The organism is Streptomyces pyxinicus (genome assembly GCF_024753135.1).
In the GTDB taxonomy this organism is placed as follows: Bacteria; Actinomycetota; Actinomycetes; order Streptomycetales; family Streptomycetaceae; genus Streptomyces; species Streptomyces pyxinicus.
This window is the reverse complement of record NZ_JANUGP010000006.1, coordinates 265,225-287,930: the sequence shown is the minus strand read 5'-3', so window position 1 is coordinate 287,930 and position 22,706 is coordinate 265,225. Positions and strand designations below refer to the sequence as shown.

Sequence of the window (22,706 nt, the reverse complement as noted above, 5' to 3'; positions counted from 1 at the left end):
GCGTGCGAAGGGCCCGGCGGTCGTCCGCCGGGCCCTTGGTCCTGCCGTACGTTCGTCTGCCGAGCCCTACAGGTACGGCCCCCCGGAGCGGCCGCCGGCACCGCGCGGGTCGTCGCCCTCGGGGCCGGCCACGCCGGGCGGGAGGGCGCGGCGCATCTGCTCCAGCTGGGCCCGCGCGGCCATCTGCTGGGCGAACAGCGTCGTCTGGATCCCGTGGAACAGGCCCTCCAGCCAGCCCACCAACTGGGCCTGCGCGATCCGCAGTTCCGCGTCGCTCGGGGTGCCCTCGTCGGTGAACGGCAGGGACAGGCGCTCCAGCTCCTCGACCAGTTCGGGGGCCAGGCCGTCCTCCAGCTCCTTCACCGAGCTGGCGTGGATCTCCTTCAGCCGCGCCCGGCTCGCCTCGTCCAGGGGGGCCGCCCGCACCTCCTCCAGAAGCTGCTTGATCATGCTGCCGATGCGCATGACCTTGGCCGGCTGTTCGACCTGCTCCGTCACCGGAATCTCCCGGGGCTCGTCGTCCCCGTTGCCACCGCCGAGCGCCATCCCGTCCTGGCCCACGACGAGGATCTGCGGATTCTCCGGTGAGCGTTCGTTCCTCGGCATCTCCATGGCGCCATTGTCGCGCACCCGCCCACCGCGTCACCGCGTGCCCCCTCGGTGGGTCGACCGGCCGGGTAGACCCATCGGACCAACCCGGAATGCCCTGTTGGCCGCCCGGTGTGAGGCTGGTTCCCGTCGACGTCCATCGATACCCATCGATCACGGCATCCGGGCTCCGGGAGGTCACCGACGTGACTCCATGTCTGCGACTGACACCGCACCGCGGACGACCGCGGCTCACGGCGGGCTGCGCACGGCTGCTGCTCGCGCTCGCGGTGCTGCCGCCCGTGCCCTGCGCGCTCACCGTGTACGGCGCTCCCCGCGCGTACGCCGCCTCCCCGGCCGAGCGCCCCCCGGGCCGCGGGCACCAGGCGGGCCGGGCGCACCCGGCGCACGGACGCCCGGTCCGGGAGGGCCCTGAGGAGACCGGGCGTCCGGGGCACGGACGGCCCTCTCAGGACTCCCCGGACGCCGGCCCCCCGGGCTCGGGCGAGCCGTCCCACGCCGTCTCGGCCTCCGCCTCCGGCTCCGCTCACCCCTCCGGTCCGGCCGGGCAGCCCTCGCGGGCCGGCAGCCGCGCGGGGGAGGGGCGGATGCGGCCGGGGCGGCCGGACGACCCCGCGGCCGAGGCGGAGGACGAGGAGGCCGCACCGACCGGGGACTTCGACGCCGTCCGGCCGGAGGAACCCGAGATCGCGGAGGTCCCGGGGGTGACGCCGAGCGCCTCCCAGCCGCCCGACGAGGCCGGTCTCGACCCCGCGCGGCTCCCGGCACAGCCCGACGACCGGCAGCAGGCACAGCGGGGCGAGGCGGCCCCGAGTGAGCCGGTCCTGCAGATCCTCCCGCTGGGCAGCGGCCTGGTCCTCATGGGCCTCGGGCTGGGACTGGCACTGCTGGCGTTCCGGATCCGCCGGACCTGAGGCCCCCCGGGACCCTGCCTCCGCCGCTACGGCGCGACCAGCAGCACCTTGCCCACGTGCCCGCTCGCCTCCAGCACCCGGTGCGCCTCGGCCGCCTCCGGCATCGGCAGCTCCCGGTCCACGACCGGCCGGACCCGCCCGCTCGCGAGCAGCGGCCACACGTGCTCGCGTACGGCGGCGACGATGGCTGCCTTCTCGCCCAGCGGCCGGGCGCGCAGCGAGGTCGCGCTGATCGCGGCCCGCTTGCTCAGCAGCGTGCCGATGTTCAGCTCGCCCTTGGCCCCGCCCTGCATGCCGATGATCGCCAGCCGGCCGTTGGGGGCGAGCGCCTGCACGTTGCGGTCCAGGTACGTGGCGCCCATGTTGTCGAGGATGACATCGGCTCCGGCACCGTCCGTGGCCCGCTTGACCTCGGCGACGAAGTCCTGCTCGCGGTAGTTGACGAGGACGTCCGCGCCCAGCTCGGCACAGCGGTCGAGCTTCTCCTTGGTGCCCGCGGTCACCGCGACCTTCGCGCCGACGGCCTTGGCGAGCTGGATCGCCATGGTGCCGATGCCGCTGGAGCCGCCGTGCACCAGCAGGGTCTCCCCGGGGCGCAGCTGGGAGACCATGAAGACGTTGGACCACACCGTGCAGACCACCTCGGGCAGCGCGGCCGCCTGCTTCAGATCGAGGCTCTCGGGCACGGGCAGCAACTGCCCGGCCGGCACGACGACCTTCTCGGCGTAACCGCCGCCGGCGAGCAGCGCGCACACCTCGTCGCCGACGGCCCAGCCGGACACACCCGGGCCGAGCGCGGCGATCCTGCCGGAACACTCCAGGCCCGGATAGGGGGAGGCGCCGGGCGGCGGGTTGTAGAAGCCCTGCCGTTGCAGGACGTCGGCGCGGTTGACGGCGCCGGCCACCACCTCGACCAGCACCTCGCCCTCGCCGGGCTCCGGATCGGGGACCTCCGCCCACACCAGCGCCTCGGGACCACCAGGTTCGGGAATCGTGATCGCATGCATGTACGCGACGCTACTCCCCGGGGCCCCGGTCCTCGGGGCTGCCTCGCCTGCCGCCGGGCCGTCCGCTCAGTCGCCGGACAGGGGCCGCAGGTGCGGGGCGACCTGGGCGCTGGGGGAGGCGCGGACGATGGTGATCAGGCGGTCCGTCAGCTGGAGGGGACCGATGGACGGGTCGTCGTAGCCGAGCACCCGGTGGCCGCGCAGGACGCTCACCACGAGGTCGTCGGTCTCGCGCGGTTTCTTGCCCACCTCGGCGCGCACGACCGGGCGTTCGACCAGGTCCAGGCCGCTGCCCTGCTGGATCAGGTCCTCCATGACCATGCCGGCGGCGGGGCTGAGCACGGACAGGCCGAGCAGCCGGCCGGCCGCGCCGGAACTGGTGATGACCGCGTCGGCGCCGGACTGCTTGAGCAGGGGGGCGTTCTCCTCCTCGCGGACGGCGGCGACGATCTTCGCGCCCCGGTTGAGCTGGCGGGCGGTGAGGGTGACGAGAACCGAGGTGTCGTCGCGCTGCGGGGCGATGATGATCTGGCGCGCCTTGTGCACCTCGGCCCGCTTGAGGACGTCACTGCGGGTCGCGTCGCCTATGACGCCCGCGTACCCCTCGGCGGTCGCCGCGTCGATCGCCTTCGAACTGGGGTCGACGACGACCACCTGCTCCGCCTTCAGCCCGGTGGCACAGACGGTCTGGACGGCCGACCGCCCCTTGGTGCCGAAGCCGACGACAACGGTGTGATCGCGCAAGGCGGACCTCCAGCGATTCAGGCGCCACTCCTCCCGGGTGCGTTCCGTGAGGACTTCCAGCGTGGTGCCGACCAGGATGATCAGGAACAGCACGCGCAGGGGCGTGATGACGAAGATGTTGGTGAGCCGGGCGCCGTCACTGACCGGCGTGATGTCACCGTATCCCGTGGTGGAGAGGGTGACGGTCGCGTAGTAGAAGGCGTCGAGCAGGTCGACGGAGTCGTCGGAGTTGTCGGTGTAGCCGCCCCGGTCGGCGTAGACGATCAACGCGGTGGCGACCAGCACCAGCAGCGCCATGAGCACCCGCTTGCCGACCTGCCGGATGGGGCGCTCCAGCGCCTTCCTCGGGAGTTTCACCCGATGGGTCACCAGATGCTCGCCCGCAGGGCGGGCCATGACGTCCTGGCCCGGAAGTTTCACGTGAAACACACCCCGATCCCCGCGGCCGCCCATGGCAGGTCCAGCAGTTCCGCCTCCTCGCCGGGCCGGGCCCCGTCCGGCGGTACGACGGCCAGCGCGTCGGCGGCCGCGATCCCGCGCAGCATGGCGGGCCCGTTGTAGTGCAGCGGTACGGCGCTGTCGCCGCGCAGCACCACGGGAACGAGCCGGGTGTCGTACGGATGTCCCGGCACCCCGTCCCGCAGCGGCAGTGTGTACGGCTCGGGGGCGGGGCGGGCGGCCAGGGTGCGCAGCAGGGGCTCGGCGAGCGTGAGCAGCCCGGAGACGGCGGCGAGGGGGTTGCCGGGCAGTCCCACCAGGTGCCGGCCGTCCTCGGTGCGGGCGAGCAGCATGGGGTGCCCGGGGCGCACCTTGACGCCGTCGACGAGGAGTTCGGCGCCGATGCGCTCCAGGACGGGGTGGACATAATCGACGGGGCCGCCGGCGGTGCCGCCCGTGGTGACGATCAGGTCGGCGAGCGAGGCGGCGACCGCCCTGCGCAGGGCCTTCGCGTCATCACCGATCCGGCGCACCGCGACGGTCTCGGCGCCGAGTGCGCGCAGCCAGGGCGGCAGCATGGGGCCGAGCGCGTCCCGGATCAGTCCGTCGTGCGGCAGTCCCTCGGTCAGCAACTCATCACCGAGGACGAGGACTTCGACGCGAGGGCGGGGTACGGCGGTGACGGTGTCGTACCCGGCCGCGGCGGCGAGGCCCAGTACGGCGGGGGTGATCAGGGTGCCCACGGGCAGCAGTTGGTCCCCGATACGGCACTCCTGGCCGCGCGGGCGGATGTCCTGCCCGTGCGTCAGCTCCCGGGGGGCGTGCAGCCGGCCCTGGGCGTCGGAGCGGCCGTGCTCGCTGCGCAGGACCGCGGTGGTGTCGGCGGGGATGCGGGCACCGGTCGCGATCCGGACCGCCTCGCCGTCGGTGAGCGGCTCGGGCCGGGCGTGCCCGGCGAGGGCTCCCTCGCCGCGCACCTGCCAGGGGCCGGGCCCGGCGACGGCCCAGCCGTCCATCGCGGAGGTGTCGAAGGAGGGCAGGTCGGTGAGCGCGTCGAGAGGGGCTGCCAGGACCAGGCCGAGGGCGTCGCCGAGCGGCACGGAGACGGGCGCGCGGCGGGTGCCGGAGCGGGCGGCGCGGGCGGCGATCTCGCGCGCCTCCGGCCAGGGGGTGGCGCGGTGCCCGTCCCCGCCGTGCCGCTCGGGCCGGCCGTGCGGCGCCTCCTCGCGGCGCGGGGCGGGGGCGGGGGCGGTGCCGTCGTCCTGGGGTTCCCGCACCAGAGCCAGCGCCTCCTCCACGTCGAGGTCGTCACCGTCCGCGGGTGCGCCGGCCTGGGTCCCGGGGGCGGTCATCCGGCGTCCGGGGCGCTCGGGCCCCCGCTCTTGCCCGTCGTGCCCGCGTCGTCCTTCTCGTTCTCTTCCTCCCAGCGCAGGGCCAGCGCGGCGGCCTTGCGGGTGGCCTCCGCGACGGCCTCGGGGCCTCCTTGGGCCCGTGCCGCGGCGTAGCCGACGAGGAAGGTGGTCAGCGGGGCGGCCGGGCGGGCCACGCCGTGCGCGGCGTCCCGGGCCAGGTCGAGCAGGGCGCGGGTGTCGACGTCCAGGTCGATGCCCAGTTCGTCCTTGACTGCGGAGATCCATTCATCCAACACGTGTCCATGCTCCCTGATGCGTGCCCTGGCGTCGGCGATGTCGTCCCAGGTGTCGCAGTCGAAGGAGGCGAGCGGGTCCGGGACGCGGATGAGGCGCAGGGCACCGGTGAGCCGGCGCAGGGGCAGCCCGGCCAGGCCGTCGTGCGCGGCGGCGAGGGCGGCCAGTTCCCGGTGCAGCGCGGCAGTGCGGTAGGCGGCCACGAGCGGCTGGTCACGGCCGTCGGCGTCGGTGAGCAGCGCACCGTCGGCGCCGGACGCCCGCAGGGCTGCCAACAGGCGCCGCACGGTGACCGGTTCGAGGAAGGGCAGGTCGGCGGAGAGGACCACGGCGTGCTCGGCCGTGGTGTGCCGCAGTCCGGCCGCCAGCGCGGCCACCGGCCCGCCGCCGGGCGGCTCCTCGCGCGCCCAGCGCACCGGCCGGACGGTGGGCCGGGGCGCGGCGACGACCACGGTCGTCCGGGCGTCCGCGCAGGCCGCGAGCACCCGGTCGAGCAGGGCGCGGCCGCCGACCCGCACGCCGGGCTTGTCGATGCCGCCGAGCCGCCGGGCGGCACCACCGGCCGGTACGACGGCGTCGTACGGCACGGCGGTCCCGGCCCCGGCGGAAGCGTTGTCGGTCACCCTCCGAGTATGTCCTGTCGGCTCCCGCCCACCGGAACCCGTGCGGCGCTGGGTGGGCGGTCCGTCGGTGAGTCAGAGCGTGCGCAGCAGCACCGCCGGCTGTTCGACGCAGTCGGCCACGTACCGCAGGAAGCCGCCGGCCGTGCCGCCGTCGCAGACCCGGTGGTCGAAGGTGAGCGACAGCTGGACGACCTGGCGCACGGCCAGCTCGCCCTCGTGCACCCAGGGTTTGGGCACGATCCGGCCGACGCCGAGCATGGCCGCCTCGGGGTGGTTGATGATCGGCGTGGAGCCGTCGACGCCGAAGACCCCGTAGTTGTTCAGCGTGAAGGTGCCGCCGGTGAGTTCCCCGGGGGTGAGCGTTCCGGTGCGGGCGGCCTCGGTGAGCCGGGCGAACTCGGCGGTCAGCGACTCGGCGCCCCGCGCGTGGGCGTCCCGGACGACCGGCACGACCAGGCCGCGCTCGGTCTGTGCGGCGAACCCGAGGTGGACCCGGTCGAGCCGGACGATCTCGCGGGCCTCGGTGTCCACGAACGAGTTCAGCTCGGGGAACCGGGCGAGAGCCGCGGTGCAGACGCGGGCGAGCAGCGCGAGGAGGGAGATCTTCGGCCCGCCCGCCGCGTTCATCGCCGTGCGGGCGCGCATCAGCTCGGTGGCGTCGGCGTCGACCCAGCAGGTCGCGTCCGGGATCTCCCGGCGGCTGCGGGACAGCTTGTCGGCGACGGCTCCACGCACACCCTTGAGCGGGATGCGCACGCCTTCGGCACCCGTGCCGGAAGTGGCGGGAGCCGGTGCGGGCGTGACCGTGGCGGGCTCGGCCGTGCCCTGACCCGTCCCACCCTTCAGCGCCTGCTCGACGTCCACGCGCAGGATCAGGCCGTCCGGGCCCGAGCCCGCCAGCCGCCGCAGATCGACACCACCTTCGCGGGCCAGCCGGCGGACCAGCGGTGAGATGACCGGCACGGGGCCCTGGTCGGGGAGCGGGGTTCCGCGCGCGGGTGCCGTCACGGTGGGCGCCGGGGGCGGCGCGGAGGCGCTGGGGGTGCCCGTGTCGGCGCCGTTCACGGACCTCAGGGGCGCCGGCCGTACCCGGCGGCGCCGGGTCGGCGCTTCCGAGGTGCCGTATCCCACCAGTACGTTGCCCGAGCCCTCCGGCGCTGCCGCCGGTTCGCCGACGGCGACCGTCAGCAGCGGGGCGCCGACGGGCAGTTCGGTGCCCTCCTCGCCGTAGCGGGCGGTGACCACGCCGCCGTAGGGGCAGGGGACCTCGACCATGGCCTTGGCCGTCTCGACCTCCACGACCGGCTGGTCGATGGCGACCACGTCGCCGACCCGCACCAACCAGCGGACGATCTCCGCCTCGGTGAGGCCCTCGCCGAGGTCGGGAAGCTTGAACTCCAGCACCTGTGCCATCAGCCCTCGGCCTCCCACTGCAGACGGGCCACGGCGTCCAGGACGCGGTCGACGCCGGGCAGGTGGTGCCGCTCCAGCATCGGCGGCGGGTAGGGGATGTCGAAGCCGGCCACGCGCAGCACCGGCGCCTCCAGGTGGTGGAAGCAGCGCTCGGTGACACGGGCCGCGATCTCGCCGCCGGGCCCGCCGAAGCCGGTGGACTCGTGGACGACGACCGCGCGTCCGGTGCGCCGGACGGCCGCGCACACCGTCTCGTCGTCGAACGGCACCAGGGAGCGCAGGTCGAGCACCTCCAGGTCCCAGCCCTCCGCGCGGGCGGCCTCGGCGGCCTCCAGACAGACCGGAAGGGAGGGGCCGTAGGTGAGGAGGGTGGCGCTGGTGCCGGGGCGGCGGACCACCGCGCGGCCGACCGGCTCCACCTCGGTGGGCTGCTCGGGGTTCCAGGTGTCCTTCGACCAGTACAGCCGCTTGGGCTCCAGGAAGACGACCGGGTCGTCGGAGGCGATGGCCTGGCGCAGCATCCCGTAGGCATCGGCGACGGTGGCCGGGGTGAGGACGTGCAGGCCGGGCGTGGCCATGTAGTAGGCCTCGGAGGAGTCGCTGTGGTGCTCGACGCCGCCGATGCCGCCGCCGTAGGGAACACGCACGGTGATCGGCAGGGGGACCCGGCCGCGGGTGCGGTTGCGCATCCGGGAGACATGGCTGATCAGCTGTTCGAGCGCCGGGTAGGCGAAGGCGTCGAACTGCATCTCCACCACCGGGCGCAGCCCGTACATGGCCATGCCGACGGCGGTCCCGAGGATGCCGGCCTCGGCGAGCGGGGTGTCGGTGCAGCGGTCCTCGCCGAACTCCTTGGCGAGGCCGTCGGTGACCCGGAAGACACCGCCGAGGGTGCCGACGTCCTCGCCCAGGACGTGCACGGTGGGATCGGCGGCCATCGCGTCGCGCATCGCGCGGGTGAGGGCCTGTGCCATGGTGGCGGGCTTGACGGCCACGGTGGTCATCGGGCGCCGCCTTCCGGTTCGCCGTGCCGCTCATGCTCCGCTTCCAGTTCGGCCCGCAGCAGGGCCCGCTGTTCGCGCAGCTGGGAGGTGGTCCCGGCGTAGACGTGGTCGAAGAGGTCCATGGGGTGCGGCTCGGGGTCGCGGTTCATGCGCTCGCGCAGGTCGGCGGCCATCTCCTCGGCGTCCTGCCGGGCGGCCTCGATCGCCGCCTCGTCCAGCAGCCCGCGCCCGGTCAGCTCCCGCTCCAGCAGCTGGACCGGGTCGTGGGCGCGCCAGGCCTCGATCTCGGCGTCGCCCCGGTAGCGGGTGGCGTCGTCGGCGTTGGTGTGGGCGTCGATGCGGTAGGTCACCGCCTCCACCAGGGTCGGGCCGCCGCCCGCGCGGGCGTGCCGGACGGCGTCGGCGAGGACCTCGTGCACGGCCGCGGCGTCGTTGCCGTCGACCAGCCGGCCCGGCATGCCGTAGCCGACGGCCTTGTGGGCGAGGGAGGGCGCCGCGGTCTGCTTGGCGAGCGGGACGGAGATCGCGAAGCCGTTGTTCTGCACCAGGAAGACGACCGGTGCCTGCCAGACGGCGGCGAAGTTCAGCGCCTCGTGGAAGTCGCCCTCGCTGGTGCCGCCGTCGCCGACCATGGCGAGCGCCACGACGTCGTCGCCCTTGAGGCGGGCGGCGTGGGCGAGGCCGACGGCGTGCGGGAGCTGGGTGGCCAGCGGGGTGCTGAGCGGGGCCACCCGGTGTTCGTGGGGGTCATAGCCGTGGTGCCAGTCGCCGCGCAGCAGGGTGAGGGCGGCCACCGGGTCGACGCCGCGGGCGACGACGGCGAGGGTGTCGCGGTAGCTCGGGAAGAGCCAGTCGCGCTCCTCCAGGGCGAGCGCGGCGGCGACCTCGCAGGCCTCCTGACCGGTGCTGGAGGGGTAGACGGCGAGCCGGCCCTGCTTGGTCAGCGCGGTGGCCTGCGTGTTGTAGCGGCGTCCGCGCACCAGCTGGGCGTGCAGCCGGCGCAGCAGGTCCGGGTCGGCCTCGCCGGCCGCCTCGGTGCCCAGGACGCGGTAGGGCTCGGCGTCGGGCAGCAGCGGCGCGGGGTCCATACGGGGCTGCCAGGCGGGCGGCGGCGAAGGCCGGTACGCGCCCCGCTGCTCCAGAACCGTCATGACGGCACCTCCTCGTGGGAGCGGCTACGGGAGGCGCGTCGGCTGTGAGGCGCCTCACCTACCGATTGTTCGGTCGTCGGCACAATTTGGCTACAGGCACCTCCAGGCTGTGGACAAACGGTTCTCCACAACCTGGAATGAACGCAGGGCGTCCACAGCGGCAGAGCGGGGGGACATGGGACCTGAACAAATGGCCGACGGAGCGCAGGCCGACGTGACCCTGCCGCCGCGCCCGCTGGACGCCATCGACCAGGACATCCTGAACATCCTCCAGGCGGACGGCCGGGCCTCGATACGGTCCGTCGCCGAACGCGTCCACGTCTCGCGCGCCAACGCCTACGCGCGCATCAACCGGCTCGTCGAGGACGGGGTGATCCGGGGGTTCAGCGCGCGCGTGGACCACGAGCGTGCGGGACACGGCACCTCGGCGTACATCACGCTGAAGATCGTGCAGAACACCTGGCGCACGGTCCGCGAGCAGCTGCGCCGGCTGCCCGGCGCCTCGCACATCGCCCTCGTGGGCGGCGATTTCGACGTGCTGCTGCTGGTCCACACGCCCGACAACAGGGCGCTGCGCGAGCTGGTGCTCACCCGGATCCAGTCGATCCCGGAGGTGCTCAGCACCCGCACCCTGCTGGTGTTCGAGGAGGAGGACGTGGAGCCGGAGGCCTGACCCCGGCCCGGGCGGGGGGCTCGACCCCCAGCCCGCCCGCGCCCCCGGCCCGGGCGCTACGCCTGCCGAAGCCCCGCGAGGACCAGCCGGGTGACCGCGTCGGCCACCTCCCGGCCGCTCGCGCCGCGTGCCTCCGGGCGGTACCACTCCACGATGGAGTTGATCATCCCGAAGACCAGCCGGGTGGCCAGTCTGACCTCGATGTCCCCGCGCACGTCCCCGTCGGCGGCAGCCGCCTTCAGCAGTTCGGCGACCCGGTGGTCGAAATCGCGGCGCCGCTCCAGGGCCCACCGCTCGGTGGCCGTGTTGCCCCGCACCCGCAGCAGCAGCGTCACGTACGGCAGCTCGGCTATCAGCACCTCGACCATGCGCCGTACGACGTGCTCCAGGCGGTCGACGGAGCGTCCCGCGCGCGCGTGCTCCTCGTCCAGGATCGCGAACAGCTCGTCCAGGGCGCGGCTGACGGCCCGCTGGAGCAGTTCCTCCTTGCCGCTGACGTGGTGGTAGATCGACGACTTGGAGATGCCGGCCGCCTTGGACAGGTGCTCCATGGACGTGCCGTCGTAGCCCCGCTCGTTGAAGACCCGCACGGCGACGGTCAGCAGTGTCTCGGGGGTGTATGTGTCGCGCTTCGCCGTGGTCATGGGGTGCCCTCCCGCGGGTCGGTGGACGAGTGTCGGTACAGGGCGAGGGAGGGTGCGTAGCGGCCGGAGGGGTCGCGGTGGTGCATCTCGTCCAGCAGGTCGTAGGCCCACCCGCGCGGGAGCCCGCGGTTCCATTCACAGGGGCCGAGCGGGTAGTTGACGCCGAGGCGCATCGCGGTGTCGATGTCCTCCTCGGTGGCGACACCCTTGGCGACGGCGTCGTGGGCGAGGTCGACGAGGCGGGCGACCGTCCGGGCGACGATCAGGCCCGGGACGTCGCCGATCACGCTGACGTCCTTGCCGAGCGCCTGGAACAGGCCGATCGCCTCCGCGAGGGTGGCCGGCGCGGTGTCCTGGCTCGCGGACAGGGCGACGCGGGTGGCCTCGCGGTAGTCCAGGGCGAGGTCGAAGTAGACGACGTCGCGGAACTCCGCGCTGGTCTGGCCGTCGGCGAGGACCAGCTGGCCGCCGCTGGGCAGCACCAGCCGGGTGCCGTTGTCCTCGTCCTCCTCGCGGACCCGGATGCCCGCCTCGCGGATCAGCGCGAGCAGTTCGGCGGCCGGCCCGAGGTCACCCTCGGCGACGACGTGAGCGGGCGGCCGCTCCTTGTCGGCGGTGTGCGGCTCGGGCCGCTCGGCGCCCTCGGTGTGGTCGTACCAGCCGTGGCCGGTCTTGCGGCCGAGCCGGCCGGACTCCACCAGGCGGCGCTGGGCCAGGGAGGGCGTGAAGCGCACGTCCTGGAAGAAGGACTGCCACACCGAGTGGGTGACGGACTCGTTGACGTCCTGTCCGATCAGGTCGGTCAGTTCGAAGGCGCCCATCCGGAAGCCGCCGCACTCGCGCAGCACCGCGTCGATGGTGGCCGGGTCGGCGGCCTGGGCCTCGTAGACGGCGAAGGCCTCGGCGTAGAAGGGCCGGGCGATCCGGTTGACGATGAAGCCGGGGGTGTCCGCGCAGGCCACCGGCGTCTTGCCCCAGGCGCGCGCGGTCTCGTACGCGCGCGTGGCCGACGTGACGTCGGTGGCGAACCCGGAGACGACCTCCACCAGCGGCAGCAGCGGGGCGGGGTTGAAGAAGTGCAGGCCGACGAGGCGGCCGGGGTGGCGCAGCCGGCCGCCGATGGCCGTGACCGACAGCGAGGAGGTGTTGGTGGCGAGCAGGCAGTCCTCGGCGACGAGGTCCTCCAGCTCGCCGAAGAGCTGCTGTTTCACGTCCAGCCGCTCCAGTACCGCCTCCACGACGAGCCCGCAGTCGGCCAGCTCCGAAAGGCTGTCCGCCGGCCGCAGCCGGGCGCGGGCCGCGTCCCGGTCGGCGGCGGTGAGCCGGCCCTTCGCCACGAGCCGGTCGAGACGGGTGCCGATCGCTTCGGCCGCGTCGTGGGCCCGCCCGGCGGCTGCGTCGTACAGCCGCACGGGGTGGCCGGCGACGAGCGCGACCTGGGCGATGCCCTGGCCCATGGTGCCGGTGCCGACGACGGCCACGGGGCTGCTGAGGTCGAGTGCTGTCATGTGCGCGATCCTCCCGCACGGGGTTTTCCACAGATGCGGCGGTCCCCCTTGTCCCGACCGATCGTTCGGTTACTCTAGCTCTCACTGACCCGTCCCGCTGCTCTTTCCGCCAGGCCGTGAACTCGACGAAGAGTTCTCCAGACGAGGAGTTGGTCCCGCATGGCCGCCGAACTGTCCGCGCACGAGCTGATCGCGAAGCACCGGCCCACTCTCGACCAGGCCCTGGAGGCGATCCGCACCCGCGCGTACTGGTCGCCGCACCCCGAGCACCCCAAGGCCTACGGCGAGCACGGCAGCCTGGACGCGGCGGCGGGCAAGACCGCCTTCGACGCCGTCCTCGGCACCCGCCTGGACCTCGGCCAGCCCGGCACGGACGACTGGGTGACCGGCGAGGTCTCCCCGTACGGCATCGAGCTGGGCGTGAGCTATCCGCACGCGGACATCGACGTGCTGCTGCCCGCCATGAAGGCCGGGCAGCGCGCCTGGCGCGACGCGGGCGCCGAACTCCGCGCGGTGGTCTGCCTGGAGATCCTCAAGCGGATCAGCGACTGCACCCACGAGTTCGCGCACGCGGTCATGCACACCAGCGGCCAGGCCTTCATGATGGCGTTCCAGGCGGGCGGCCCGCACGCCCAGGACCGAGGCCTCGAAGCGGTCGCCTACGCGTACGTGGAGCAGGTCCGCACCCCCGACACGGCGGAGTGGAGCAAGCCCCAGGGCAAGCGGGACCCGCTGGCCCTCGTCAAGCGGTTCACACCGGTCCCGCGCGGCATCGGCCTGGTCATCGGCTGCAACACCTTCCCGACGTGGAACGGCTATCCGGGCCTGTTCGCCTCCCTGGCCACCGGAAACGCGGTGCTCGTCAAGCCGCACCCGCGCGCGGTACTGCCGCTCGCGCTGACCGTCCAGGTCGCCCGTGACGTGCTCGCCGAGGCCGGCTTCGACCCGAACCTGGTCGCGCTGGCTGCCGAGCGCCCCGGCGAGGGCATCGCCAAGGCCCTCGCAACCCGTCCCGAGATCCGGATCATCGACTACACCGGCTCGACGTCCTTCGGCGACTGGCTGGAGGCCAACGCCCGCCAGGCGCAGGTCTACACGGAGAAGGCCGGCGTCAACACGGTGCTCGTGCACTCCACGGCCGACTACGAGGGAATGCTCTCCAACCTGGCCTTCTCGCTGTCCCTGTACAGCGGCCAGATGTGCACCACCCCGCAGAACCTGCTGATCCCCCGGGACGGCATCGGGACCGAGGCGGGCCCCAAGCCCTTCGACGAGGTCGCCGCCGACCTCGCCCGCGCGGTCGACGGCCTCCTCGGTGACGACGCGCGCGCGAACGCGCTGCTCGGCGCCATCGTCAACCCGGACGTCAAGGCCCGCCTGGAGGCCGCCGCCGGCCTCGGCGAGGTGGCTCTCGCCTCCCGCGAGATCAGCAACCCCGAGTTCCCGGGCGCGGTCGTCCGCACCCCGGTCATCGTCAAGCTGGACGGCGCCAAGCCGGACGACGAGGCCGCCTACATGAGCGAGTGCTTCGGTCCCGTCTCCTTCGCCGTCGCGGTCGACTCGGCGGCCGACGCACTGGAGCTGCTGCGCCGCACGGTCCGCGAGAAGGGCGCCATGACGGTCGGCGCCTACACCACGGACCCCGAGGTGGAGCGGGACATCGAAGAGGTCTGCCTGGAGGAGGCGGCCCAGCTGTCGCTCAACCTCACCGGCGGGGTGTACGTGAACCAGACGGCCGCCTTCTCCGACTTCCACGGCTCCGGCGGCAACCCGGCGGCCAACGCGGCCCTGACCGACGGCGCGTTCGTCGCCAACCGCTTCCGGGTGGTGGAGGTCCGCCGGGAGGCGTGACGGCCGCTCAGCGGGATGTGCCCCCGGTGACGCTCCAGTGGTACAGCGTCATCGCCACGCTCGTGGCGAGGTTGTAGCTGGAGACCTGGGGGCGCATCGGCAGCCGCAGCAGATGGTCGGCCCGCGCGCGCAGCCCGGCCGACAGTCCGCTGCGCTCCGAGCCGAACGCCAGCACGGCGTCGTCGGGCAGCACGGTGCCCCGGATGTCCTCGCCCTCCGGATCGAGGGCGAACAGCGGGCCGGAGGGCAGCTCGTCGACGCCGAGCCGCTCCACGGCGGTCGCGAAGTGCAGGCCCGCGCCGCCGCGCACCACCGTGGGATGCCAGGGGTCGAGCGTCCCGGTCGTGACCACACCGGTCGCCCCGAAGCCGGCGGCCAGCCGGATCACGGCCCCCGCGTTGCCGAGGTTGCGCGGATCGTCCAGGACCACGACGGGCGCGATGCGAGGCACCCGGGCCAGCGTCCGCAGCTGCGCCTCGCGGGGCGGCCGTAGGGCAAGGGCCGCCACGCCCGTCGGGTGCGGCCGGGGCACCAGGGCGGCGTACGTCGTCTCGGGCACCTCGGTCAGCAGCGCGTCCAGCGCCTCCCGTACGTCCTCGGCCAGGTCCCCGGCGAGAGCGAGGGTGGCCCGCCGGTCGGTGGTGACCGCCACCGGCACCTCGGCGCCGAAGCGCAGCGCGTGCTTGAGGGTGTGGAAACCGTCGAGCAGCACGGCGGCACCGGCGTGCGCGCGCCAGCGGATCAGCGGGTCGGTCATGCGGTGAACCCTACGCGGACACCGTGTCCGCTCGCGGCGCCGCCGGGACTGCCGGTGCCGCGCCGGACTGCCCGTGCAGCACGGGACTGCGCGGCGCCGCCGGGGACTACACCTGCCTCACGGGACTACGCAGCGCCGCCGGGACTAGGCGGCGCCCACCCGGCCGACGGTGCTCTCCTCCGGCGACCGCGGCCCTGGCACGGCGGGGTCGCCGCGCCGAGCGACGCGCCCCCGCGCGCGGGCTGCCAGATCACCGACCCGCCGCAGGAACGACGTCGGCAGGAAGACGGCGTCCGCGGCGATCATCGCCAGCGAGAAGAACGGCAGGCCGAGGACGATCGCGATCACCGCGTGCTCGGTCATCATCAGCACCAGCAGGACGTTCTTGGCCCGCCGGTTGAACAGCGTGAACGGGAAGGCGACCTGGACCAGGACCGTGCCGTAGGCCACGACCATCATGATCGTGCCGCTGCTGGACATCAGGTCGGCCAGGGCCGGCCAGGGGGAGAAGTAGTTGAGGTGGAGCGGGTAGTAGACGGCGGTGCCGTCCTGCCAGCGCGAGCCCTGGATCTTGTACCAGCCGGCCGTGGCGTAGATGAGGCACGCCTCCGCCATGATCACCATCAGGGCGCCGTTGTGCAGGACGTTGGCGATCACGTCCACCAGGATCCGCGGCTGCGCCGACTTCGCCCGGTGCTGCACCAGCCACCAGGCGCCGAGCGCCACCCACACCGTCCACAGCAGGACCGGGATCAGCGGACCGCTGGTGAAGCGGCCGGTCAGCGTCACGGTGACGAGCGCCGCCCCGAGCACCGCCCACAGCACGGGCCCCACCCGGTCGGCGGGAACCCGCTCGTCGCGCTCCCGTGCCGCCTCGCCGCGGGCCCGGCGCCGGGCGTCGAGGGACCACACCTGGCCGCAGCGCGTGAACAGCAGGTAGAAGGACATCAGGTGCAGGACATTGTCGCCGCCGTCCCCCATGAAGACGCTGCGGTTCTGCAGCGACAGCACGCCCACCATGAACAGCACCGACGCGGTCCGGGTACGCCAGCCCAGCAGCAGGGCCGCGCTGGCCAGGATCGCGAGCAGGTAGAAGCACTCGAACCAGGTCACCCCCCTGGACCACAGCAGCGCCGAGAAGGCGTGGTTGTCGTCGGTGAGGTCCTTGGCGAGCTGCCAGCCCCAGGGCCCGGAGGGGCCGTACAGCTCCCGGCGGTGCGGGAACTCCCGGAGCAGGAACAGCAGCCAGGTACCGGCGAACCCGATCCTGATGACGGCGCTCTGGTACGGCCCGAGAGCCGCACCGGTGACCCGGGCGATGCCGCGCGAGAGAGTCGGGGAGAGACCGTTCACCGCACACCCCCCGCTGCCTCGTCGGCCGTCACGGACCACCAGGGCAGCTGGCGGTACCCGGGCTTGTCGGACACCCGCTCGCGGCTCCACTTCGGCGGCTGCACGTTCGTGGTGCTGGAGCGGACCTGCACGCGCTGGATGACGCCCTCCTTGCTGGTCGGATCGTCCCGGTACAGCCGCATCACCACGATCCGGCGCACGTACTGCTCGGAGAGGGCGCCGCGCATGCCGACGGCACGGTTGTCGGCGCTGTGCGTGGCGGTGAAGAAGTCCCAGGCGCGGCGCAGCTCGTTCTGCTGGGTGTGGCTGGGCACCGGGTTGTGCTCGATCGCGGCGCCGTCCAGTGCGGAGAGGTCGGTCCAGCCGGTGGTGCGCAGATCGCCGTCCTTCAGGCGCACCTCGGCGCGTGCCTGGACGTTGATGTTCTGCTGGAGCGGGTTCGGGGCGAACAGCTTCCAGTTCTGTTCGAACTCCGGGTAGATCCACTCCTCGATCGCCTTGCCGTGCTGCTTGGACACGGTGTTCGAGGGCGCGAGGCTCAGGAACACCATGGCCAGGTGCACACAGGCGGCGACGACTACCACGGCGAGCGCCAGCGCGGCGACGACCTGGTACCCGGAGGAGAGCGCGGCGAGACCGGTACGGGGGGACGGCGCGGGCGGCTCGCCTGAACCGTCCTGCCCGGAACCGGCCGTACCGTCCCGCCCGGAACCGGCTGTGCCCTCCTGCCCGGAGCCGCCCGTACTGTCCTGCCGGGCACCGGCCGTGTGCTCCTGTCCGGCACCGGGCGTACGCCCCCGCTCCGAGTCGGCCGCGTCCTCCGACCCACCCGCGTCCGAAACGCGCTCCGGCTCGTCGGCACCCGCACGACCAGCCACATCCGCGCCCCGGACCGGCTCGCCCGGCCCGCCGGTCCCGGAGTCGTGCGACCGCGCCGACGGGGCCTGCGCCAGCGGCTCGAAGGGCTCCAAGGCGCCCGGGCTCCGCCGGGCCCCCGAGTCCTCGTCGTTCGCGTCCATCGCGCCCCGTCCCCCGTTTCGGCTCATTCGTTCAGCTGATCGCTTCCCCTGAGTGGGTCAGCTCGACGCGCGGCACCCGCCACAGGCACCGCACGATGCGCGAGCGCCACACGGCGCCCGCACGGAACGGTACTCAGCCGGGGCCTCCCGGCGCAGCCCCGGGTACGGGCCGGAGCCCATGGTCCTCACCACGCGGCCCCGCCACTGGCGGAAGCCTCCGTCCCCCGACCGGTCCGGATCGGGCCCCGGCCGATCGGAGCCCGCGCGCCGCATACGGGTTGTCCACAGGAACTCCGTGGAGTTTTCCACAGCGGTTGACACCCTCCCGACGTCCGGCAACCATTGACATCGCACGGACCGAACGATCGGTCGGGACAGTATTCGCCCGCAGAGCCCGAGGTCAGGGGGACCGCATGGCCACAGCAGCCGCGCAGCGCACGGCCGGTACGCAGCCGGACGGCGACGGCGTACCGGACACCGCCGACACGGCCGACACGGCGGCCTACCAGCGTGCCTTCGACGCGGCCGTAGCCGCCGACGAGCGCGTCGAACCGCGCGACTGGATGCCCGACGCCTACCGCGCGACCCTGGTCCGGCAGATCGCCCAGCACGCCCACTCCGAGATCATCGGCATGCAGCCGGAGGCCAACTGGATCACCCGCGCCCCCTCCCTGCGCCGCAAGGCCATCCTGATGGCCAAGGTCCAGGACGAGGCCGGCCACGGCCTGTATCTGTACAGCGCGGCCGAGACCCTGGGCACCGGTCGGGACGAGCTGCTGGACAAGCTGCACAGCGGCCGCCAGAAGTACTCCTCGATCTTCAACTACCCGACGCTGACCTGGGCCGACGTCGGCGCGATCGGCTGGCTGGTGGACGGCGCCGCGATCACCAACCAGGTCCCCCTGTGCCGCTGCTCCTACGGTCCGTACGCGCGCGCCATGGTGCGGATCTGCAAGGAGGAGTCCTTCCACCAGCGCCAGGGCTACGAGTCGCTGCTGGCGCTGAGCAAGGGCACCCCGGAGCAGCACGCGATGGCGCAGGACGCGGTGGACCGCTGGTGGTGGCCCTCGCTGATGATGTTCGGCCCGCCCGACGACGAGTCCCAGCACTCCGCCCAGTCCATGGAGTGGAAGATCAAGCGCCACTCCAACGACGAGCTGCGCCAGCGCTTCGTCGACATCTGCGTCCCACAGGCCGAGTCCCTGGGCCTCACCCTGCCCGACCCGGACCTGAGGTGGAACGAGGAGCGGGGGCACTACGACTTCGGGGTGATCGACTGGACGGAGTTCCGCGACGTCCTCAAGGGCAACGGCCCGTGCAACGAACAGCGCATCACCCAACGCAGACGAGCCCACGACGAGGGCGCCTGGGTACGGGAGGCCGCCGCCGCCTACGCGGCCAAGCACACCGGCACCGCCGGTGCGGCAGGACACAAGACGCACGAGACGGGAGCAGCGCGAGCATGACCACCACCGACTGGCCTCTGTGGGAGGTCTTCGTCCGCTCCCGGCGGGGCCTCTCCCACACCCACGCCGGCAGCCTGCACGCGCCCGACGCCGAGCTGGCCCTGCGCAACGCCCGGGACCTCTACACCCGGCGTGGCGAGGGCGTCTCGATCTGGGTCGTCCCGGCCGCCGCGATCACCGCGTCCTCACCGGACGAGAAGGACCCCTTCTTCGAGCCGGCCGCCGACAAGCCCTACCGGCACCCGACCTTCTACGAGATCCCGGAAGGGGTGAAGCACCTGTGACCGCCACCGGCCCCGCCACCGTCCCGGCGACTGCCGCGCTCGCCCTCGGAGACGACGCCCTGGTGCTCTCCCACCGCCTCGGGGAATGGGCCGGACACGCCCCCGTGCTGGAGGAGGAGGTCGCCCTCGCCAACATCGCGCTCGACCTGCTCGGCCAGGCCCGCGTGCTGCTGTCCCTGGCCGGTGACGAGGACGAGCTGGCCTATCTGCGCGAGGAGCGGGCCTTCCGCAACCTCCAGCTGGTCGAACAACCCAACGGCGACTTCGCCCACACGATCGCCCGACAGCTCTACTTCTCCACCTACCAGCTTCTCCTGCACACCGAACTCGCCGCAGGAAACGGACCGTTCGCCCCACTCGCCGCCAAGGCGGTCAAGGAGATCGCCTACCACCGCGACCACGCCGAGCAGTGGACCCTGCGACTCGGCGACGGCACCGAGGACAGCCATGAGCGGATGCGGCGCGCCAGCGAGGCGCTCTGGCGGTTCACCGGAGAGATGTTCCAGCCGGTGGAGGGCCTGGACGCCGACTGGGCGGGCATGGAGGAGCGCTGGCTGGAGTCCGTCCGGGACGTCCTGACCCGGGCCACCCTCACCGTCCCCGAGGGCCCGCGCACCGGAGCCTGGTCCGCGGGCGCCGGCCGACAGGGCCTGCACACCGAGCCGTTCGGGCGGATGCTCGCCGAGATGCAGCACCTGCACCGCAGCCACCCGGGAGCGTCATGGTGACCGCCACCGCCCTGGAGGCGGAGCTGCTGGAGCTGGCCGGCTCGGTGCCCGACCCCGAACTTCCCGTGCTCACCCTCCAGGAGCTGGGTGTGGTGCGCGCGGTGCGCCTGGACGGCCCGGACACGGCCGAGGTGGACCTGACCCCCACCTACACGGGCTGCCCGGCCGTCGAGGCGATGAGCCTCGACATCGAGCGGGTGCTGCGCGCCCACGGGATGCGCGAGGTCACGGTGCGCACGGTGCTCGCGCCGGCCTGGTCCACCGACGACATCACTCCCGAAGGGCGCCGCAAACTCCAGGAGTTCGGCATCGCGCCGCCCCGCGTGCACCACGGCACCGGCCCGGTCCCGCTCGCCCTCGGCCCGATCCGGACACGGGAGCCGGAGACCGAGCCCGTCCGCTGCCCGCACTGCGGCTGCGCCGACACCGAGCTGCTGAGCAGGTTCTCCTCCACGGCCTGCAAGGCGCTGCGCCGGTGCCTCGCCTGCCGTGAACCGTTCGACCACTTCAAGGAGTTGTGATGGCGCGCTTCCACCCGCTCCCGGTGGCCGCGGTCGACCGGCTCACCGACGACTCCGTCGCCCTCACCCTCACCGTTCCGTCCGAGCTGCGCGAGGAGTACCGGCACACGCCCGGCCAGCACCTCGCGCTGCGGCGCCGGGTGGACGGCACGGAGATCCGGCGCACCTACTCGATCTGCTCCCCCGCTCCCGACCCGGCCGACGAGGGGCCGGGCACCCTGCGGGTGGGCGTCCGGCTGGTGGACGGCGGCGCCTTCTCCACCTACGCGCTGAAAGAGATCAACCTCGGGGACGAGCTGGAGGTGATGACCCCGGCCGGCCGCTTCACCCTCGAACCGGCGCCGGGCCTGTACGCGGCGGTCGTCGGCGGCAGCGGCATCACCCCGGTCCTGTCGATCGTCTCGACACTGCTGGCCCGCGACCCCGAGGCCCGGTTCTGCCTGATACGCAGCGACCGCACGGCCGCCTCCACGATGTTCCTGGAGGAGGTCGCCGATCTGAAGGACCGCTATCCCGAGCGGCTCCAGCTGGTGACCGTCCTCTCCCGGGAGGAACAGCAGGCGGGGCTGCCCTCCGGCCGGCTCGACAGTGAGCGGCTGACAGGACTGCTGCCGGCGCTGCTGCCGGTGGAGCGGGTGGCGGGCTGGTTCCTGTGCGGGCCGTACGGACTGGTGCAGGGCGCCGAGAAGGCGCTGCGCGGACTGGGCGTGGACCGGGCCCGGATCCACCAGGAGATCTTCCACGTGGACGCGGGCTCCCCCGGGGCGGTCATCGTCTCGGCGCCCACGCACAGCACCGTCACCGCGCGGCTCGACGGACGGGCCGGCACCTGGCCGGTCGGCGAGGGGGAATCGCTGCTGGAGACGGTCCTGCGCAACCGCCCGGACGCCCCCTACGCCTGCAAGGGCGGTGTCTGCGGGACCTGCCGGGCCTTCCTGGTCTCGGGCCAGGTCCGCATGGACCGCAACTTCGCCCTGGAGACGGAGGAGACGGAGGCCGGGTACGTACTGGCCTGCCAGTCCCATCCGGTGACGGAGAAGGTGGAGCTGGACTTCGACCGCTGACGCCGGCGCCCTGGGGTAGCCCGGCACTCCGGGTACCCCGCGAACTCCGGAAACGACTACAGCACGAAGCCCGGCTTGCCGTCCTCCGTGACGACCGGGCGGCCGGCGGCCTGCCAGACCTGCATGCCGCCGTCGACGTTCACCGCGTCAATGCCCTGCTGGACCAGGTACATGGTGACCTGGGCCGAGCGGCCGCCCGAGCGGCAGATGACGTGCACACGGCCGTCCTGCGGGGCTGCCTCGGTCAGCTCGCCGTAACGGGCCACGAAATCGCTCAGGGGGATGTGCAACGCGCCCTCGGCGTGGCCGGCCCCCCACTCGTCGTCCTCCCGGACGTCCAGCAGGAAGTCGCCGTCCTTGAGGTCCGCGACCGCGGCCGTCGGCACACCAGCTCCGAAATTCATGGATCCGACGCTACCCGAAACGGGCCGGAACTCAGTCCTGAGCCCGCAGCCGGGCCAGCTCGGCCTCGCGCTGGTCGATGTCGGCGCGCAGCCGGCCGGCGATCTCCTCCAGCAGGCTGTCCGGGTCGTCCGGGGCGAGGCGGAGCATGCCGGCGATGGCACCCTCCTCCAGTTCGCGGGCGACGAGGGTGAGCAGTTCCTTGCGCTGGGCGAGCCACTCCAGGCGGGCGTACAGCTCCTCGGCGGGGCTCGGCCGGCGCTCGGGCGGCACCGGACCGGCGGCCCACTCCTCGGCCAGCTCCTTCAGCAGCGTCTCGTCGCCACGGGCGTAGGCGGCGTTGACGCGGCTGATGAACTCCTCACGCCGCTCGCGCTCCGCCTCCTCCTGCGCCAGATCGGGGTGGGCCTTGCGGGCCAGCTCGCGGTAGAGCTTGCGGGCCTCCTCGCTGGGCCGCACCCGCTGCGGAGGCCGTACCGCCTGGTCGGTGAGCATGGCGGCGGCCTCCGGGTAGAGGCCGTCGCCATCCATCCAGCCGTGCAGCAGTTCCTCGACGCCCGGGATGGGCAGCACCCGGGCGCGGGCCTCCTCGGCCAGCCGAAGATCCTCCGGGTCACCGGTGCGGGCGGCCTTCGCCTCGGCGATCTCCGCGTCCAGTTCCTCGATCCGCAGGTAGAGGGGACCGAGCCGCTGCTCGTGCAGCCGGGAGAAATTCTCGACCTCGACGCGGAAGGTCTCCACCGCGATCTCGTACTCGATCAACGCCTGTTCGGCGGCCCGGACGGCCCGCTCAAGCCGTTCCTCGGGCCTCGGTGCCTGCGGCTCATCGGCTTCCGGAGTCGTCACGCGACCAGCCTAGGCCACACCCGGCCCCAGCCGTTCACACC

At 73.4% G+C, this 22,706-nt stretch carries 23 protein-coding genes; 8 read left to right on the top strand and 15 right to left on the bottom strand.

The features are described from left to right. Positions 1 to 66: 66 nt before the first annotated feature. Positions 67 to 612, bottom strand: coding sequence for a bacterial proteasome activator family protein (locus NX794_RS11195; RefSeq protein WP_258778202.1), 546 nt, complete (start codon positions 610 to 612; stop codon positions 67 to 69). A 182-nt stretch (positions 613 to 794) separates the two neighbouring features. Here NX794_RS11195 and NX794_RS11190 point away from each other — a divergent pair, with 182 nt between their 5' ends. Further along, positions 795 to 1,523, top strand: a complete 729-nt coding sequence (locus NX794_RS11190; RefSeq protein ID WP_258778201.1) for a hypothetical protein — start codon at positions 795 to 797, stop codon at positions 1,521 to 1,523. A gap of 26 nt (positions 1,524 to 1,549) precedes the next feature. Here the strand turns inward: NX794_RS11190 and NX794_RS11185 are convergent, their stop codons facing one another. From NX794_RS11185 to pdhA, 7 genes are all read right to left on the bottom strand, one after another. Beyond that, entirely contained in the window at positions 1,550 to 2,530 is a 981-nt protein-coding gene (locus NX794_RS11185) for an NAD(P)H-quinone oxidoreductase (protein ID WP_258778200.1), read from the bottom strand. 66 nt (positions 2,531 to 2,596) lie between these two features. Then, positions 2,597 to 3,694, bottom strand: coding sequence for a potassium channel family protein (locus NX794_RS11180; protein ID WP_258778198.1), 1,098 nt, complete (start codon positions 3,692 to 3,694; stop codon positions 2,597 to 2,599). Then, entirely contained in the window at positions 3,691 to 5,064 is a 1,374-nt protein-coding gene (locus NX794_RS11175) for a molybdopterin molybdotransferase MoeA (RefSeq protein WP_258778196.1), read from the bottom strand. The genes NX794_RS11180 and NX794_RS11175 overlap by 4 nt, the downstream gene beginning before the upstream one ends. After that, a complete protein-coding gene (locus NX794_RS11170) occupies positions 5,061 to 5,981 on the bottom strand; it encodes an NTP transferase domain-containing protein (RefSeq protein ID WP_258778195.1) in 921 nt (306 codons plus the stop codon). Before NX794_RS11170 ends, NX794_RS11175 begins: the two co-directional genes overlap by 4 nt. Positions 5,982 to 6,053: 72 nt before the next feature. Further along, positions 6,054 to 7,394: a dihydrolipoamide acetyltransferase family protein gene (locus NX794_RS11165; protein ID WP_258778194.1), complete on the bottom strand. Its 1,341-nt coding sequence runs from the start codon at positions 7,392 to 7,394 to the stop codon at positions 6,054 to 6,056. After that, on the bottom strand, positions 7,394 to 8,398 hold the full coding sequence (locus tag NX794_RS11160) for an alpha-ketoacid dehydrogenase subunit beta (protein WP_258778193.1): 1,005 nt from the start codon (positions 8,396 to 8,398) through the stop codon (positions 7,394 to 7,396). The genes NX794_RS11165 and NX794_RS11160 overlap by 1 nt, the downstream gene beginning before the upstream one ends. Further along, positions 8,395 to 9,549 carry a pyruvate dehydrogenase (acetyl-transferring) E1 component subunit alpha gene (gene pdhA / locus NX794_RS11155; RefSeq protein ID WP_258778192.1) on the bottom strand — a complete coding sequence of 385 codons (1,155 nt, stop codon included), beginning with the start codon at positions 9,547 to 9,549 and terminating at the stop codon, positions 8,395 to 8,397. Before pdhA ends, NX794_RS11160 begins: the two co-directional genes overlap by 4 nt. Positions 9,550 to 9,724: 175 nt before the next feature. On the opposite strand from pdhA, the gene NX794_RS11150 reads away from it, so the two are divergent. Further along, positions 9,725 to 10,222: an Lrp/AsnC family transcriptional regulator gene (locus tag NX794_RS11150; protein ID WP_428985890.1), complete on the top strand. Its 498-nt coding sequence runs from the start codon at positions 9,725 to 9,727 to the stop codon at positions 10,220 to 10,222. Positions 10,223 to 10,278: 56 nt separating this feature from the next. Here the strand turns inward: NX794_RS11150 and NX794_RS11145 are convergent, their stop codons facing one another. After that, a complete protein-coding gene (locus tag NX794_RS11145) occupies positions 10,279 to 10,866 on the bottom strand; it encodes a TetR/AcrR family transcriptional regulator (protein WP_258778189.1) in 588 nt (195 codons plus the stop codon). Next, on the bottom strand, positions 10,863 to 12,374 hold the full coding sequence (locus NX794_RS11140; protein WP_258778188.1) for a 3-hydroxyacyl-CoA dehydrogenase: 1,512 nt from the start codon (positions 12,372 to 12,374) through the stop codon (positions 10,863 to 10,865). Before NX794_RS11140 ends, NX794_RS11145 begins: the two co-directional genes overlap by 4 nt. A 159-nt stretch (positions 12,375 to 12,533) precedes the next feature. On the opposite strand from NX794_RS11140, the gene paaN reads away from it, so the two are divergent. Continuing rightward, positions 12,534 to 14,225 (top strand): phenylacetic acid degradation protein PaaN, encoded by a 1,692-nt coding sequence (gene paaN / locus NX794_RS11135; protein ID WP_258778187.1) that lies wholly within the window; start codon positions 12,534 to 12,536, stop codon positions 14,223 to 14,225. Positions 14,226 to 14,232: 7 nt separating this feature from the next. On the opposite strand, the gene NX794_RS11130 is transcribed toward paaN, so the two are convergent. The 3 genes from NX794_RS11130 to NX794_RS11120 all read right to left on the bottom strand — a co-directional run bounded on the left by NX794_RS11130 (position 14,233) and on the right by NX794_RS11120 (position 17,354). Next, on the bottom strand, positions 14,233 to 14,982 hold the full coding sequence (locus NX794_RS11130; RefSeq protein WP_258778185.1) for a TrmH family RNA methyltransferase: 750 nt from the start codon (positions 14,980 to 14,982) through the stop codon (positions 14,233 to 14,235). 144 nt (positions 14,983 to 15,126) lie between these two features. Beyond that, entirely contained in the window at positions 15,127 to 16,335 is a 1,209-nt protein-coding gene (locus NX794_RS11125; protein WP_258778184.1) for an HTTM domain-containing protein, read from the bottom strand. Then, the gene (locus NX794_RS11120) at positions 16,332 to 17,354 is read right to left on the bottom strand and encodes a DUF5819 family protein (protein WP_258778183.1); all 1,023 of its coding nucleotides are present in this window, start codon (positions 17,352 to 17,354) and stop codon (positions 16,332 to 16,334) included. Before NX794_RS11120 ends, NX794_RS11125 begins: the two co-directional genes overlap by 4 nt. A 413-nt stretch (positions 17,355 to 17,767) precedes the next feature. Here NX794_RS11120 and paaA point away from each other — a divergent pair, with 413 nt between their 5' ends. The 5 genes from paaA to NX794_RS11095 are packed head-to-tail and all read left to right on the top strand — an operon-like array spanning position 17,768 to position 21,417. Continuing rightward, complete coding sequence (gene paaA / locus NX794_RS11115) at positions 17,768 to 18,820, top strand: 1,2-phenylacetyl-CoA epoxidase subunit PaaA (protein ID WP_258778182.1); 1,053 nt, start codon at positions 17,768 to 17,770, stop codon at positions 18,818 to 18,820. Further along, positions 18,817 to 19,104, top strand: a complete 288-nt coding sequence (paaB, locus tag NX794_RS11110) for a 1,2-phenylacetyl-CoA epoxidase subunit PaaB (protein ID WP_258778181.1) — start codon at positions 18,817 to 18,819, stop codon at positions 19,102 to 19,104. Before paaA ends, paaB begins: the two co-directional genes overlap by 4 nt. Then, complete coding sequence (paaC, locus tag NX794_RS11105) at positions 19,101 to 19,832, top strand: 1,2-phenylacetyl-CoA epoxidase subunit PaaC (RefSeq protein ID WP_258778179.1); 732 nt, start codon at positions 19,101 to 19,103, stop codon at positions 19,830 to 19,832. Before paaB ends, paaC begins: the two co-directional genes overlap by 4 nt. After that, positions 19,826 to 20,353: a 1,2-phenylacetyl-CoA epoxidase subunit PaaD gene (gene paaD, locus NX794_RS11100; RefSeq protein WP_258778178.1), complete on the top strand. Its 528-nt coding sequence runs from the start codon at positions 19,826 to 19,828 to the stop codon at positions 20,351 to 20,353. Before paaC ends, paaD begins: the two co-directional genes overlap by 7 nt. Continuing rightward, positions 20,353 to 21,417 (top strand): 2Fe-2S iron-sulfur cluster-binding protein, encoded by a 1,065-nt coding sequence (locus NX794_RS11095; protein ID WP_258778177.1) that lies wholly within the window; start codon positions 20,353 to 20,355, stop codon positions 21,415 to 21,417. The genes paaD and NX794_RS11095 overlap by 1 nt, the downstream gene beginning before the upstream one ends. A 56-nt stretch (positions 21,418 to 21,473) precedes the next feature. On the opposite strand, the gene NX794_RS11090 is transcribed toward NX794_RS11095, so the two are convergent. Then, positions 21,474 to 21,803, bottom strand: coding sequence for a rhodanese-like domain-containing protein (locus NX794_RS11090; protein ID WP_258778260.1), 330 nt, complete (start codon positions 21,801 to 21,803; stop codon positions 21,474 to 21,476). A gap of 49 nt (positions 21,804 to 21,852) precedes the next feature. Beyond that, complete coding sequence (locus NX794_RS11085; protein ID WP_258778175.1) at positions 21,853 to 22,665, bottom strand: hypothetical protein; 813 nt, start codon at positions 22,663 to 22,665, stop codon at positions 21,853 to 21,855. Positions 22,666 to 22,706 lie beyond the last annotated feature (41 nt).